Source organism: Erythrobacter sp. EC-HK427, from assembly GCF_902498745.1.
Lineage (GTDB): Bacteria > Pseudomonadota > Alphaproteobacteria > Sphingomonadales > Sphingomonadaceae > Alteraurantiacibacter.
The window spans coordinates 259,059-274,209 of sequence record NZ_LR701479.1 but is presented as its reverse complement, the minus strand read 5'-3'; the positions used below and the strand labels follow the sequence as shown (position 1 = coordinate 274,209).

The following is a 15,151-nucleotide window of genomic DNA, read 5'->3' as shown; positions in this document are numbered from 1 at the left end:
TGGTGCGGGCGAAGGGACTCGAACCCCCACATCGTAAGATACTGGTACCTAAAACCAGCGCGTCTACCAGTTCCGCCACGCCCGCGGCCAAGCGAACCGTGCAAGCGAGGACGCCTGCGCACGAAGCGCCGCCCTTAGAAGGGGTGGGAGAAAAGGGCAAGATGGAGTCTCGCCAATTCGCGCCAATTGTGGGGCAATGTGATTGCTTTTTGTGGTGGCACGGCTATCGGGCAGCGCCATGAGCGATACAGACACCGATCAAACCCCCGAAACCACTCCTGCAACCACCGGCGCAAGCACTGGCCCGGATGTGCCGCCCGACCAGCTGGCGATCGATCCGCGCAGCCCGCATTTCGATGCGGAGAAGCTGCAACGTGGCGTCGCGATCCGCTTCAAGGGCCGCGTGCGCACCGATATCGAAGCCTATTCGATCCCCGAAGGCTGGGTGCGCGTGCAGGCGGGCAAGACGATGGACCGCAAGGGCCGCCCGCTGACGATCAAACTGAGCGGCCCAGTCGAAGCATGGTACGAAGATCTTGGCGAGGATGCACCGGTCAACCGCAAGGCTGACTAAACCGTTTCGCTAGAACCACCCGAAGGGCGGAAACGGGCTGCGGCCCCTTTCCGCCTTTTTCGTATCAGACGACCGGATCGTTCGGATCGTCTTTCTCGTCCGGATGCGAGGTCGTCATGCGCAGGATCGTGTAACCGAGGATCGCCGAGATCAGCGAGCCGGTGAGAATACCGATCTTCGCCTCGTCACGCAGGAAGCGCATTTCCTCCGCCGCGCCGGGGAAGGCAAGCTCGCCGATAAACAGGCTCATGGTAAAGCCGATCCCGCAAAGCACCGAAACGCCCCAGATTTCCGGCCAGCTGGAATTGGCGGGCTTTTCGACGACTTTCAGCTTCACCGCTGCCCAGACCGCTGCGAAAATACCGACCTGCTTGCCGATCACCAGACCTGCCGCGATGGCCAGCGGCAAGGTGTCGGTTAGCGCGCTCAAACCCAGTCCCGCAAGGCTGACCCCGGCATTGGCGAAACCGAAAATCGGCACCACGACATAGGAGTTCCACGGCACCAGCGCGTGCTCCATATCCTCCAGCATGGTGCTGCCGTTCTTGCAGCGGAAGGGAATCATGAAGGCTGCCAAGACCCCGGCAATCGTCGCGTGGACGCCGGAATTGAGCACGAGATACCACAGCGTCACGGTGAGCACGATAAATGGTAGTTTTGAGGAAACGCCCGCCCGTCCCAACACATACATCGCCAGCAGCACGCCAAGCGAGCCGAGCAGCCACATGAATTTGGGATCGCTGTAAAACACCGCGATAATCGTCACCGCGCCGATATCGTCGACAATGGCCACGGTGAGCAGGAACAGGCGCAGGGCCGACGGAACGCGCGTTCCCAGCAGCCCGACCACACCCATGGCAAAGGCGATATCGGTTGCCGCCGGAATGGCGAGTCCGGCGATGTACTGCGGCTCACCACCCGAAACGAGGTAGTATACGCCCATCGGCGCGACCATGCCCGCTATCGCGGCGATAATCGGCAGGTTGCGGGCCTTGGGATCGGACAGGTTCCCCGCGATGATTTCACGCTTCACTTCCAGGCCGACGACGAAGAAGAAAACCACCATCAGGACATCGTTGACCCAGCCCTTAATGGTGTCGAGATACATCAGCTTGTCGGTGTTGCCGGGAACCTGCTCCCAGAACTCCCACCCGAAAAGTGAGCTTTCGAACAGGCCGAAATAGGCCGCAGCCGCGCCCGAATTGGCCACCACCATCGCAACAATGGCGACAGCGATCAGCAGGATACCCGAAAAGGCATCCGCTTTGAACAGCGTCTTGAAGTTGCGGACGGTCGAAACGAGGAAATTGGGTTGTGCCATATTGCGCCTCCATTTCGCGATTTGGCCGCGCAATGCAAGCCCGCTGGCGCGAAACCTTGCCAATCGCGCACCCGCAAAGCAGCGCTTGGCCGCGCCACACGCTTGCAAAGCCTATTGTAAAATGTAGATTTACGCGAAATCACCTAATGTGCGGGGGCAATACGGTAATGGAACTGGGCGCGTTGTCCCTGCTGCAATGGCTGGCGGTGATCGAGCACGAATTGCTGCTGTTTGCAGGTGTGTTCTTCCTGATCGGCGCGTTGGACGAAATGGCTGTCGATAGCCTCTGGCTTTGGCACCGCCTTCGCGGAAAGCTGGTAACACACAGCGTTTCGCGCGCGGATTTGCGCCATCGCCATCTTTCCGGCCCCACCGCTGTCTTCATCCCGACCTGGCAAGAGCAGGAGGTGATCGGGCCGACGCTCAGCCATGCGCTGGCGGCTTGGCCGCAGAAAGACCTGCTGTTCTATATCGGTTGCTATCGCAACGATCCCGCCACCTTGCAGGCGGCGATGGGGGCGGCGGGCAATGATCCGCGCGTCCGCCTGATCGTGCATGACGTGCTAGGGCCGACCACCAAGGCGGATTGCCTCAACCGGCTTTACCGCGCCATGCAGCAGGACGAGCGGCGGCGCGGAAGCAAAGTGCGCGCTGTTATCCTCCACGATGCCGAGGACGTGGTCGATGCAGCAGCGCTTTCGCTGATCGATCACGGGCTCGAGCATAACGATTTTGTGCAACTGCCCGTGCTGCCATTGATTGATCCGCAAAGCCGTTGGGTCGCCAGCCACTATTGTGAGGAATTTGCCGAAGCGCATGGCAAGGCTCTGGTGGTGCGGGATATGCTGCGCGTCGGCATACCGGCGGCGGGCGTGGGCTGCGGGTTCCGGCGCAGCCTGCTGGGCAATCTGGCGGCGATGCGCGGGAGTGATGCCGGCCCCTTCAGCGGGCAATCGCTGACCGAGGATTACGAACTGGGCCTCAGCGTGACCGCGCAAGGCGGGCGGGGCCGTTTCCTGCGCGTGCGCGGAGAGGACGGCTCGCTGGTCGCGACGCGCAGCTATTTCCCCGCCGACCTGCCCGCCGCCGTGCGGCAAAAGGCGCGCTGGATGCACGGGATTGCCTTGCAAGGCTGGGACAGTCTCGGCTGGAGCAACCGGCTGGCGGAAAACTGGATGCGCCTGCGTGACCGGCGCGGCCCGCTCGCGGCGCTGGTGTTGCTGGCAGGCTATGTGCTGTTTGTCCTTGCCGGGATGCTGATGCTGCTCGACCTGTTCGGTTTCGAGCGGACGACAAGCATGACGCCGCTGCTGTGGACGTTGCTCGTGCTCAATTTTGCCGCTTTGCTGTGGCGGATGGCGATGCGCTTTGCCTTTACTGCGCGCGATTACGGCGTGGGCGAGGGGCTGCGCGCGGTGCTGCGGATGCCGGTTGCCAATGTCATCGCCATCATGGCCGCCCGCCGCGCGCTGGTGGCCTATGGCAAGACCTTGCTCGGCCAGAGCGTGGTGTGGGACAAGACCGTGCATGATCGCCACCCGCTCGATGCCGCCGCGCCACCGCGTCTGGCGGCGGAGGGCGGACAATGAGCGCCAACCGCGCCTCCGCCCAAAGCGAAGCGCCGCTGCCGCGCGGGCGCGGGCTGTTGGCTATCGGACTGGTCGTGGCCGCGTGGGGCATAATGCGCGTGGCCTTGTGGGAATCGCCGCTGCTGCCCGAAATCCTGCCGCCCTTGGCCGCTTCCGATGCCAGCGGTCGGGAAGCGATGCCCGCTCCGTCAGAGACGCAGCCGCTGACGGAGTGGGTTGTACCCGTCCCTGTCCATTGGGAAAGTGACCGCGTGATCGCGCCCCTGCGGCCTGCACTTGCGCCTCCGGATTGGCGTTCTCCTGCAACCCCGAACGCGACGCGCGGCCCGGTGTTGCAGCGGGAGGCTTACGGTTCCAACCGCGTGCTTGGCCATGCCAATCTCTTGCGCATGGGCTTCGGGATGCGGCCTTCGGCTGCCGCCGTCCCGTCGCCGGTTTTGGCACCGCGCAGGGCCGGTCTGGCGATTTACGATGCCCCCGCCGCCGCGCGCGAATTGCGCGCCACGCCTGCGCCGCCGCGCTGGTCGCTCGATGCTTGGGTGCTGTGGCGCGAGGGCGGCAATGCGCCGCTGGTCGCGGGCCTGCCGAGCTATGGCCGTAGCCAGGCGGGCGCGGTGCTGCGCTACGCTCTGGCCGAGGCGAGTGGACACCGCCCGCAACTCTATCTGCGCGCCACGTCGGCGCTTGAGGGCGCGCGCGAACGCGACATCGCCTTCGGGGCAAGCGCCCACCCGCTTCCCGCATTCCCGCTCCGCTTGGCTGCCGAGACGCGGCTGAGCGAGACCGCCAGTGGCACCGAATGGCGCGCGGCAGGCTATGCCGTCACAGAACTGCCGCCGCTCGCGCTTCCCGGCGGATTGACCGGCGAAGCCTATGCGCAGGCGGGCTATGTCACCGGCAATGCCGCGACGCCCTTTGTCGACGGGCAGGCGCGGATCACCCGGCCCGTGCTGCGCCGCGACGACTTCCGTCTGGAAGCGGGAGCGGGCGCGTGGGGCGGGGCGCAGGACGACGCGCAAAGGCTGGATATCGGGCCGAGCGCCGCGCTGACGTTCCGCCTCGGCGAAACGCAAGGCCGCCTTTCCGCCGACTACCGTTTCCGCGTAGCAGGAGACGCGGAGCCGGAAAGTGGCCCGGCGATCACCTTATCGGCAGGTTTTTAAGCGCAAACGCGCATTGATCTTCAAACCCGGCGCGCCATGGGTTAGGCGCTATACATGGACGTATACCTGCCCATCGCCAATCTCTCGATCAACGGACTGTGGATCGTGTTGCTTGGCGCGGCAACGGGGGTGCTGTCCGGACTGTTCGGTGTAGGCGGCGGGTTCCTCACAACACCGCTGCTGATCTTTACCGGCATCCCCCCCACGGTCGCCGCCGCCAGCGCCGCGACGCAGGTGACTGGCGCGAGCGTTTCGGGTGTGCTGGCGCATGGCAGGAATAACGGGGTCGACTACCAGATCGGCGGCGTGATCGTGGCGGGCGGGATGCTGGGCGCGTTGATCGGTGCGGGGTTGTTCAACCTGCTGTCCGCCATCGGCCAGATCGATGTGGTCATCAACGTGCTCTATGTCCTGCTATTGGGCTCCATCGGCGGGATCATGTTGCGCGAGGCGCTGCAATCGCTGGGCTATGTCTCGGCCGACGGGAGCAAGCCCCGCGCCGCCAAGCGCCGCCACCACCCGTGGATTGCCGCGATGCCCTATCGGTGGCGCTTCTACCGTTCGGGCCTTTACATCTCCCCCATCGCCCCGCTCTTGCTGGGGCTGGTGGTGGGCATCCTCACCATGCTGATGGGTGTGGGCGGCGGCTTCCTGATGGTGCCTGCCATGCTGTACATCCTCGGCATGAGCGCGAAAGTCGTTGTCGGGACGAGCCTGTTCAACATCCTCTTCATCACCATGCTGGTGACGATGGTGCACGCTTTCACTACGCGTGCGGTCGATATCGTGCTGGCGGGCCTGCTGCTGCTGGGATCGGTGCTCGGCGCGCAGTTCGGCACGAGCATTGCGCAAAAGCTCAAACCCGAATTGCTGCGGCTGGTGCTCGCCGCCATCGTTGTCGCGATTGCGCTGCGCATGGCCTATGGGCTGATCCTGACACCTGACGAGGTGTACACGGTCGTGCCATTATGATGGTCTCCTCGCTGCTATTCGCTTCGCCGGGACTGCGTTCCGGCTGCGCGGCAGCTGCGGGCGCGCGGTCGCGCTTGGGCTCGCTTGGGCGAGCGATATTGGCGCTACTTTTCGGCCTTTTGATTGCCGTCCCAGCGCAGGCGCAGAACCGTGAGCCGGTGCTGGTGCCCGATATTTCCGAGCATGACATTGTTCTGCGGCAGGGCTTTACCGGTGCCGATCTGCTGCTGTTCGGCGCCATTCTCGATCCCGATGGCGGGCAGGCGGGCGCGGCCTATGACATAATCGTGGTGCTGAAAGGCCCCACCGAGGAAATCCGCATCCGCGAGAAGGAACGCTTCCTGGGAATGTGGGTCAATGCTGACAGCGTGGAATACCGCTCGGTTCCCAGCTTCTACGCGCTGGCCAGTTCGCGGCCCGTTGCCGAGATCGTGGACGAACAGACGGCGGCGATTTTCGAGCTGGGCCTGCCCTATTTGCAGTTGTCTCCGAGCGGCTCGATCGACCCCGCGGAACAGGCGCGCTTTTCGGCCGGGTTGGTCGATCTGCGCCAGCGGCAAGGGCTCTATGCACAATATGAGGATGGCGTTTCGGTGTCCGAAGGCGTGCTGTACCGCGCCCGGCTGCCGATCCCGTCCAATGTCCGCGCGGGGCGCTATGTCGCGGAAACCTTTGCCATTTCCAATGGCCGGGTGATTACCTCTGCCACCTCCGAAGTGCAGGTGCGCAAGGAAGGGTTCGAACGGCGGGTGGAGCAGGGGGCAGAAGACTATGCGCTGTTCTACGGTCTGCTTGCGGTGGGGCTGTCGGTCGGCATGGGCTTTGCCGCAGGGCGGCTTTTCGCACTGATATAAAGGGCTTTGTCGCAGTATTGACCCGATCTTAACCCTGTCGGACTAGGCCATCGGGACGTGCAACATCCCTGTGAGCCGCCTGTATGAATGATATGTCCGGTATGCCCCGCTCTGCGCCCGTCCACAGCAATGGCGCTGCTCCCGTAGCCGCGCAACCGCGTGACCGCGCGCCCCAGCATGATCCGGCGCTAGAAGCGAAACGGGCACAAAGCGTCGAATGCGCGCGCCAGCCGATTGGCGTGGTGCTGGAAATCGCCGGTTCGGGCTCTGCTATCGCGCTCGACCTGATGCGTCTTAACGAATGCATGGCCGATGCCGACCCCTCGATTGCGCTGGCCGGGCAAGTCGGCTCGCAAATCAAGATCAAGACCAATGATGGCTGGCTGCTCGCCAGCGTGCGCAACCAGCGGCAGGATCGCCGGGGCGAGGGCAATTCGGTTATCGCCAATATCGACTTCATGGGCGAAGGCATGGAAGAGAAGCTGACGGGCAAGATCCACAGCTTCCGCCGCGGTGTGACCCGCTATCCGATTCCCGGCGCGATGATCTATCCGGCCACCACCGAGGATTTGCGCCAGATTTACGCCAGCGATGGCCGCAGTGCGATCCAGATTGGCACCGTCTATCCCACCAGTGATATCCGCGCCGGGATGTATATCGATGCCATGCTGGGCAAGCACTTCGCGCTGCTCGGTTCCACCGGTACCGGTAAGTCGACCAGCGCCGCGCTGATCCTCCACCGCATTTGCGAGGCCGCGCCGCAGGGCCACATCCTGATGATCGACCCGCATGGCGAATATTCCGCCGCTTTCCGCAATACGGGCATGATCTTCGACGTGTCGAACCTGCAAATGCCGTATTGGCTGATGAACTTTGAAGAGCACTGCGAAGTGCTGCTGAAATCCTCCGGCAATGATCTGCAGAACGACCGCGATATTCTCGCCAAATGTCTGCTGCACGCCCGTTCGAAGAACCGGCTGGCCGAGCAGATGGGCAAGATCACGGTGGATTCGCCGATCCCCTATCTGCTCAGCGATCTGACCAATATGATCCAGGACGAAATGGGCAGGCTGGACAAGGCCACCAACACCGCGCCCTATATGCGGATCAAGACCAAGATCGACGAGCTGAAGGCCGATCCGCGTTACCAGTTCATGTTCTCCGGAATGCTGGTGGGCGATACGATGGCGGACTTTATCTCCAAGATCTTCCGGATGCCGTCGGCCGGCAAGCCGATTGCGATTATCGACGTGTCGGGCGTGCCTTCGGACATCACCAGCACCGTGGTCGCGGTGCTCAGCCGCCTTGTCTTCGACTTCGCAATCTGGAGCCGCAACGAAAGCACCAGCCCCATCCTTCTCGTCTGCGAGGAAGCGCACCGTTACGTGCCCAACGAACGCAATGCCGATGGCAATTCGGTCGGCACCGTGCTCAGCCGCATCGCCAAGGAAGGGCGGAAATACGGGATCAGCCTTGGCCTGATTACGCAGCGGCCCTCCGACCTTGCCGAAGGCGTGCTGTCGCAATGCGGCACGATCATTTCGATGCGCCTCAACAACGACCGCGATCAGGCCTTTGTGAAGGCCGCCATGCCCGAAGGCGCGCGCGGTTTCCTCGATTCGATCCCGGCCTTGCGCAACCGTGAATGCATCGTCTGCGGCGAGGGTGTCGCCATCCCGATGCGCGTGGCGTTCGACAATCTCGAAGAGAGCAAGCGCCCGGCATCCGAAGACCCGAGCTTTGTCGACCTGTGGAACCAGGGCGGCGGCGAGGAAGACCTGGTACACCGCACCGTGCAACGCTGGCGCGCGCAGGGAAGTTAGGTTCCTCTGGTATCCCCAAACAGGTGGATATGCAGGCGGTCGGTCAGGCGATAGCCTTTCTGGATGCAGATCGGGGCGAGCCACTTGGCCCGCGCGTGCAGAACCTGCGATTCGCGCCCTTCGGGCATCAGCAAAACCGCGCCGGGGTGAATGCTGAAACGCTGCACCAGCGCATCAACGTCAAGCACGTCTTCCGGGTTCGCGATGACGAATTTGAAAATCGCGTGTCGTGACTGCGCCCAATGCGCCATGGCCTCGAAAGGCAGGGCAAGCGCAGGGTCGTTCCCGCTGTGCGCCAGCTTCGGGCTGACCGTATATTCGAAGCGGTGCGGCTGTTCGGGCAGCACGGTGCCGTTTGTTTCCACCGCATAGCTGAAGCGATAGGGCGCCATCTCGTCGAGTAGATCGGCGAGCGCCAGTAGCGCCTTTTGCTGCATCATCGGCTCGCCCCCCGTGAACACGACATCATTCGGCGGCAACGCGCAGACGCGGTGGGCGACCTCCGCGATATCCAGCGTCACCTGATTGGCCTTGCGGTCAAAGGTGACGCCGTCAGCATGCGGGCGCGGATCGCCCTCCCAATGCCAAGTATAGGGCGTGTCGCACCACGTGCAGGCGAGGTTGCAGCGCGACAGGCGCACGAAGGTTGCGGGCCGCCCGATGGCGGTGCCTTCGCCTTGCACGGTGGCGAAAATCTCCGGCCCGCCCGCGTCGTCTGTGGCTAAAACCAATTTCAACTGAGCCCCCTCCTCTTCAGAGGAGGGGGTTGGGGGTGGTAGCGAACGCAGTGAGCAAATCCGGTGCGACCTTCTGATCGCAAAACCGCCCCTCGATCCGCTCCTTTGAAAAGGAGGGGAGGGGAGCCAATGACCGCAATCACCCCAATCGCTCCAGCGCGCCTGTCAGCCGTGTGACTTCGCCCTGGTGATGCGCCAGATCCTCGCGCGCTTTCTCCACCGCTTCGGGCTTGGCGCGCTCGACGAAGCTGGCATTGCCAAGCCGCCCTTCAAGGCTCGCCGCCTCCTTTTGCGAGGCGGTGAGCGCCTTGGTCAGGCGGGCGCGTTCGGCTTCGATGTCGATCACGCCTTCAAGCGGGATAACGAACACATCCTCTCCCGCCGTCACTTGCATCGCCGCACCCGCCGGGGCTTCGCCGATAGTCACCGGCGTGAGGCGGGCAAGCCGTTCGATGGCGGCGCTGCTGCGGTCAAGCACGCGGCTAGCCACCGGCGAGGGGTTCGCCACAAAGGCCGCCAGCTTCTCGCCGGGCGAAATTCCCAGTTCGTTGCGCGCACCGCGCGTCGCGGTGGTGAGCGCAATCGTCCAGTCAATCGCGTCGGTCGCTTCCTTGGAAACTTCCGCACGCGGATCGGGCCATTTGGCGAGGATCAGGTCGTGATTCCGCTCACCTTGCGCGTGCCACAACTCTTCGGTGATGAAGGGCATGAAGGGGTGCAGCATGACAAGGATCTGGTCGAGCGCCCATCCGGCCACTTCGCGGGTTTCTTGGATGGCTGACCAGTCCCCCTCCCGCTCGCGGGAGGGGTTAGGGGAGGGCGTGTCACCGTCCGATGTTTCAGGCCCTCCCCCAGCCCCTCCCGCAGGCGGGAGGGGAGAAAGCACCGGTTTGATCAGCTCCAGATACCAATCGCAGAACCGGCTCCAGGTGAACTGGTAGATGGTGTTGGCAGCGGCATCGAAGCGCAGATCGGCCATCGCTGCATCTAGCGCTTCCACCGTCTGCTGCACTTCGCCGATGATCCATTGGTTGGCCGCGAGCCTTGCTGCGGGAGCCTTCACCGTGTTGCTTTTGCCGATGCCATTGGCCTGGCAGAAGCGCGTCGCGTTCCACAGTTTGGTGGCGAAGTTGCGGTACCCTTCGACGCGCCGCTCATCCATCTTGATGTCGCGGCCCTGGCTTTCCATCGCCGCCATAAAGAAGCGCAGCGCATCGGCGCCATATTGGTCGATCAGGCCGAGCGGATCGACCACATTGCCCTTGGATTTGCTCATCTTCGAGCCATCCGCCGCGCGCACGAGGCCGTGCAAATAGAGCTTGTCCCACGGGCGCTCACCCATGTTGAAATACCCCGCCATCAGCATCCGCGCATCCCAGAAGAACAGGATGTCAAAGCCGGAGATGAGCAGCGAGTTGGGGTAGTGCTTTTCGAGCAAACTGGCCCCCTCCCCTTGCGGGAGGGGGTTGGGGGAGGGGTCTGCCGCGCAAGCGGCGACTGGCGTCGTCGACCCCTCTCCTTCCGGCGCTGACGCGCCTCCCTCCTCTCCCGCAAGGGGAGAGGAATTTTCGCCCGGCCAGCCGAGCGTGGCGAAGGGCCAGAGCGCGGAGGAGAACCACGTGTCGAGGACGTCTTCGTCGCGGGTAAGAGCAACGCCAACACCAGCCAGCGCTTGCGCTTCTTCCTCGCTCATCGCCACATAGGCATTGCCATCGGCATCATACCAAGCCGGAATCCGGTGCCCCCACCACAGCTGGCGGCTGACGCACCACGGCTGGATATTCTCCATCCAATTGAAGAAGGTCTTCTCCCACGTCTTCGGCACGATCTCGACTTCGCCGCTGCGCACCGCCTCGATAGGCTTTTTCGCCAGTTCGGCGGCATCGACATACCATTGGTCGGTCAGCCAGGGTTCGATCACCACGCCGCCGCGATCACCGAAGGGCGTTGCGATCTGGCGCGGTTCGGCGTCGAGTTCGATTTCCTCGCCCGCCTTGTTCTTGGTGATATGCGGGATCAGGAAGCCCGCTTCCTTCATCCGCTGCACCACCAGTTCGCGCGCGCCGTCCACACCCCCCCCATTTTCACTGGCGCGCTTGAAGCGGTGGAGGCCGATAAATTCCGCCGGAACCAGCCCGTCCGCCGTCTGGCAAACATTCGCCTCGGCATCCAACATATTGAGCATTTCGCCCGCCGCGATTCCGGCGCGTTTGCCGACTTCGAAATCGTTGAAATCATGCCCCGGCGTGATCTTCACCGCACCGCTGCCGAGTTCGGGATCGGCGTGCTCGTCCGCCACGATGGGAATGCGCCGACCGGTGAGCGGCAGGATGATGTGCTTGCCCACGACGCTGGCATAGCGTTCGTCCGACGGATGCACCGCCACCGCCATATCGGCGAGCATCGTTTCGGGCCGGGTGGTGGCGACTTCGATATAGACCTGTCCGCTATCCAGTGTTGCTCCGTCGGCCAGCGGATATTTGAAATGCCAGAAGCTGCCCGCAACCGTCTGCTGCTCGACTTCGAGATCGGAAATCGCGGTTTTCAGCTTCGGGTCCCAATTCACCAGCCGCTTGTCGCGGTAGATCAGGCCCTTGTTGTAGAGATCGACAAACACCTTGAGCACCGCGTTCGAGAAGTGCTCGTCCATGGTGAATTGCTCGCGGCTCCAGTCCATCGAGCAGCCGAGGCGGCGCAGCTGGCGGGTGATTTGCCCGCCGCTTTCGGCCTTCCAATCCCACACCTTCTGGACAAATTCCTCGCGGCTGTAATTGGTGCGCTTATCCTGCCGCGCTTCCAGCTGGCGTTCGACCACCATCTGCGTCGCAATTCCGGCATGGTCCATGCCCACCACCCACAGCGCATCCTTGCCGCGCAGTCGCTCGTAACGGATGACGATATCCTGCAAGGTGTTGTCGAGCGCATGGCCGATATGCAGGCTGCCGGTGACGTTCGGCGGCGGATTGACGATGGTATAGGGCTCCGCATCGGGGCGTTCGGGCCGGAACGCGCCGGTTTCTTCCCAGTGGGCATACCATTTCGCCTCTATCGCGGCGGGATCGAAAGTCGTTGCAAGCTCGGTGGTCATAGCCCGCGCCCTGCCACCGTGTTGTCGCCTTTTCAACACGGGAAACGGTTGCGGGCCTGTGCTTTTGTCCGCATACCATGGCGGCAATGCGCGAATGGGCCGAATATAGCTTGGAAGAGCGCGAAGGGCGCGTCACCGTCTCGCTGACCGGGCCGCTGACCGTATCGGGGATCGGCAGGCTCGATCCGGCCCTGCGCGGGCTGGATGATGCGGTGCAGGCAGTGGATATTGCCGGGGCCACCCATATCGACACGGTCGGCGCGTGGATCGTGCATCGTTTTGCCGAGGACAAGGGTGCCGAGATCACCGGCGCGAGTGAAGCGGCGCAAGTGCTGATCCACGCGGTGGCCCAAAGCGCCAGCCGCGCCCCTATTACCCCGCCGCGCGGCTATGTGTTTGGCCGGGTGACCGAAAGCGTCGGGCGCAAGGTGTTCGAGATGGCGGGAGGCATCCGCCGCTATATCGGTTTTCTCGGCGCGATTGTGGTCACCTTTTTCGGCATCATCCGCCACCCCTCGCGTTTTCGCGTGCGGGCACTGGTGCGGCAGATGGAGATGGTGGGCGTCAACGCGCTGCCAATCATCGGACTGATGAGTTTTCTGATCGGCATTGTCATCGCGCAGCAGGGCGCGGTGCAATTGCAGCAATTCGGGGCCGAGGCTTTCACTGTTAATCTGGTGGGCCGGATCACCCTGCGCGAGCTGGGCGTGCTGATGACGGCGATTATGGTGGCGGGCCGTTCGGGTTCTGCCTTTGCCGCGCAGCTCGGCACGATGAAGCTGACCGAGGAAGTCGATGCGATGCGCACTATCGGCGTCTCGCCCATGGAGGCGCTCATCATTCCGCGCATCCTCGCCGCCGTGCTGATGATGCCGCTGCTGGGCTTTTACGCCAGCGTGGTGGCGATTATCGGCGGTGCGGTGATTGGCGATGCGATGCTGGGCATTCCGTTCCTCACTTTCCTCGCCCGCGTGCAGGAAGTGGTACCCACGCAGGATTTCTGGGTCGGGATGATCAAGGCGCCGGTCTTCGGCCTCATCATCGCACTGTCGGGCTGCTATCAGGGCCTGCAAGTGCGCGGCAATGCCGAGGAGGTCGGTTCCCGCACCACCATGGCCGTGGTGCAGGCGATTTTCCTAGTGATCGTGCTCGATGCCTTCTTCGCGGTCTTCTTTTCGAGCATCGGCTGGATATGAGCGAACACGCTACTGATCTTGATGGACCCGACCTTGAATGGGACTGCTATTGCAGCGAGCACCCGATTGTCATTCGCGGGCTGACCAACCGCTTCGGCGATTTTGCGGTGCACGAGGATCTCGATCTCGACGTGCGGCGCGGCGAGATTTTGGGTGTGGTCGGCGGATCGGGGACGGGCAAATCGGTGCTGATGCGCTCGATCATCGGGCTGCAATTCCCCGACGAGGGCTGCATCACCGTGTTCGGCAAGGACATTACCGGCGCGGAGCCCGACGAACAGATTGGCGTGCGCAACCGCTGGGGCGTGCTGTTCCAGGGCGGGGCGCTGTTTTCCACGCTGACCGTGGCGGAAAACGTGCAGGTTCCGCTGAAGCAATATTACCCCGAGCTGTCGCAAAAGCTGCTCAACGAAATCTCCCGCTACAAGACCGTGCTGACCGGCCTGCCGGAGGATGCGTGCAGCAAATATCCCAGCGAATTGTCGGGCGGGATGAAGAAGCGCGCTGGACTGGCCCGCGCGCTGGCGCTCGACCCCGAATTGCTGTTTTTGGACGAACCGACCGCAGGGCTCGATCCCATCGGGGCGGCCAAGTTTGACGAGCTGCTGCGTGAGCTGACCGATACGCTGGGGCTGACCGTGTTCCTCATCACTCACGATCTTGATACGCTTTATGCGATTTGTGACCGGATCGCGGTGCTGGCGGACAAGAAAGTGGTGGCGGTGGGCACCATTCCGGAACTGCTCGCCACCGATCATCCTTGGATTCAGGAATATTTCAACGGCCCGCGGAGCCGCGCCGCCGCGCAAACGCATGAGGCGGGGAAAGCGTTAGACAAGCAGGCGGCCGAGGGTTCATAGGACAAAGCATATGGAAACACGCGCCAATCATGTCTGGGTCGGGGTGGTCACGCTGTTGCTGCTGGTGGGCGCGGCGGCGTTTTTCATCTGGCTGGCGCGGCTAGGGGAAACCAACCGGCAGGAATATGATATCTTCTTCGCACAATCGGTGGGCGGCGTCGCCGAAGGCTCGGTCGTCACTTATAACGGCGTGCCGGTGGGCGAAGTGACCGATATCTCGATCTGGGAAGAAGACCCTGAATTCGTGAAGGTGCGCATCCGCCTGAGCAAGGAAACGCCAATCCATGTCGGCACCGAAGCGACGGTTTCCGCCAGCTTTACTGGCAATTCGAACATTTCGCTTTCCGGCGGGCGCAGCAACCAGCCGCTAATCGATTGCGATACTACTGATTGCGTAGAGGACGGCATTCCGGTTATCCCGCCCGCGCCCGGCGCCATCGGCGAAATCCTCGCCAGCGCACCGCTATTGTTGCAACGCCTTGCTACGCTGACCGACCGGCTGACCCGCGTGCTCGATGATGACAACCAGAATTCGATTGCTGGTATCCTGCGCAATACCGACGCGATCAGCAGCGAACTGGCGGCGACATCGCCCGAAGTGCGCGATACGCTGATCGAACTGCAGGGGACGCTGAACCAGTCCACGCAAACGCTCGCCGCCTTCGAGACGACGCTGGAGCAAGTGAACGCCACGGTCGAGCGCGACGGGCGCACGCTGACCGCCGATTTGCAGCAAACGCTGGCCTCGGCGCGCGATGCGGCGGCGGCGCTCGAAGCCTCGCTCGCCAATGTCGAGCCGCTGACGCAGCAATTGTCGCGCGAGACGCTGCCCGCCGCTTCCGCCACGATGGAGGATTTGCGCGTAACGTCCGAAACGCTGCGCAACCTCACCGAGCGGTTGGAAACGCAGGGCGTGGGCTCGCTGCTTAACAGTCCGCCGCTGCCCGATTACGAACCTTGAGCGGGAGAAACAG

General features: G+C 63.1%; 12 protein-coding genes and 1 tRNA gene. 9 read left to right on the top strand and 4 right to left on the bottom strand.

Features of this window, described 5'->3' with window-relative positions; genetic code table 11:
• Positions 1-85, bottom strand: a tRNA-Leu gene (locus GC121_RS01380).
• A gap of 153 nt (positions 86-238) precedes the next feature.
• Between GC121_RS01380 and GC121_RS01375 the strand changes: the two genes are divergently transcribed.
• Positions 239-574, top strand: coding sequence for a DUF3297 family protein (locus GC121_RS01375; RefSeq protein WP_151972391.1), 336 nt, complete (start codon positions 239-241; stop codon positions 572-574).
• A 64-nt stretch (positions 575-638) separates the two neighbouring features.
• Here the strand turns inward: GC121_RS01375 and nhaA are convergent, their stop codons facing one another.
• Positions 639-1,895 (bottom strand): Na+/H+ antiporter NhaA, encoded by a 1,257-nt coding sequence (gene nhaA / locus GC121_RS01370; RefSeq protein ID WP_151972389.1) that lies wholly within the window; start codon positions 1,893-1,895, stop codon positions 639-641.
• A 167-nt stretch (positions 1,896-2,062) separates the two neighbouring features.
• Here nhaA and GC121_RS01365 point away from each other — a divergent pair, with 167 nt between their 5' ends.
• From GC121_RS01365 to GC121_RS01345, 5 genes are all read left to right on the top strand, one after another.
• The gene (locus tag GC121_RS01365) at positions 2,063-3,484 is read left to right on the top strand and encodes a glycosyl transferase family protein (protein WP_151972387.1); all 1,422 of its coding nucleotides are present in this window, start codon (positions 2,063-2,065) and stop codon (positions 3,482-3,484) included.
• A complete protein-coding gene (locus GC121_RS01360) occupies positions 3,481-4,647 on the top strand; it encodes a hypothetical protein (protein ID WP_151972385.1) in 1,167 nt (388 codons plus the stop codon). Before GC121_RS01365 ends, GC121_RS01360 begins: the two co-directional genes overlap by 4 nt.
• A 54-nt stretch (positions 4,648-4,701) precedes the next feature.
• Complete coding sequence (locus tag GC121_RS01355) at positions 4,702-5,619, top strand: sulfite exporter TauE/SafE family protein (protein WP_151972383.1); 918 nt, start codon at positions 4,702-4,704, stop codon at positions 5,617-5,619.
• 119 nt (positions 5,620-5,738) lie between these two features.
• Positions 5,739-6,473: a TIGR02186 family protein gene (locus tag GC121_RS01350; RefSeq protein ID WP_234421057.1), complete on the top strand. Its 735-nt coding sequence runs from the start codon at positions 5,739-5,741 to the stop codon at positions 6,471-6,473.
• Between the two features lie 83 nt (positions 6,474-6,556).
• The gene (locus GC121_RS01345) at positions 6,557-8,296 is read left to right on the top strand and encodes an ATP-binding protein (protein ID WP_370513725.1); all 1,740 of its coding nucleotides are present in this window, start codon (positions 6,557-6,559) and stop codon (positions 8,294-8,296) included.
• Here the strand turns inward: GC121_RS01345 and GC121_RS01340 are convergent.
• Together GC121_RS01340 and GC121_RS15595 are read right to left on the bottom strand one after the other, a co-directional pair.
• On the bottom strand, positions 8,293-9,027 hold the full coding sequence (locus tag GC121_RS01340) for a 7-carboxy-7-deazaguanine synthase QueE (RefSeq protein WP_339389824.1): 735 nt from the start codon (positions 9,025-9,027) through the stop codon (positions 8,293-8,295). The two genes, GC121_RS01345 and GC121_RS01340, sit on opposite strands and share 4 nt — an antisense overlap.
• A gap of 145 nt (positions 9,028-9,172) precedes the next feature.
• On the bottom strand, positions 9,173-12,121 hold the full coding sequence (locus GC121_RS15595) for a valine--tRNA ligase (RefSeq protein ID WP_234421055.1): 2,949 nt from the start codon (positions 12,119-12,121) through the stop codon (positions 9,173-9,175).
• Positions 12,122-12,207: 86 nt separating this feature from the next.
• On the opposite strand from GC121_RS15595, the gene GC121_RS01325 reads away from it, so the two are divergent.
• Genes GC121_RS01325 through GC121_RS01315 form a run of 3 tightly spaced genes read left to right on the top strand, consistent with a single transcriptional unit; the run spans position 12,208 to position 15,138 of the window.
• Entirely contained in the window at positions 12,208-13,317 is a 1,110-nt protein-coding gene (locus GC121_RS01325; RefSeq protein WP_151975531.1) for an ABC transporter permease, read from the top strand.
• The gene (locus GC121_RS01320; RefSeq protein ID WP_151972379.1) at positions 13,314-14,177 is read left to right on the top strand and encodes an ABC transporter ATP-binding protein; all 864 of its coding nucleotides are present in this window, start codon (positions 13,314-13,316) and stop codon (positions 14,175-14,177) included. Before GC121_RS01325 ends, GC121_RS01320 begins: the two co-directional genes overlap by 4 nt.
• A gap of 10 nt (positions 14,178-14,187) precedes the next feature.
• A complete protein-coding gene (locus GC121_RS01315) occupies positions 14,188-15,138 on the top strand; it encodes an MlaD family protein (protein ID WP_151972377.1) in 951 nt (316 codons plus the stop codon).
• Positions 15,139-15,151: the final 13 nt, after the last annotated feature.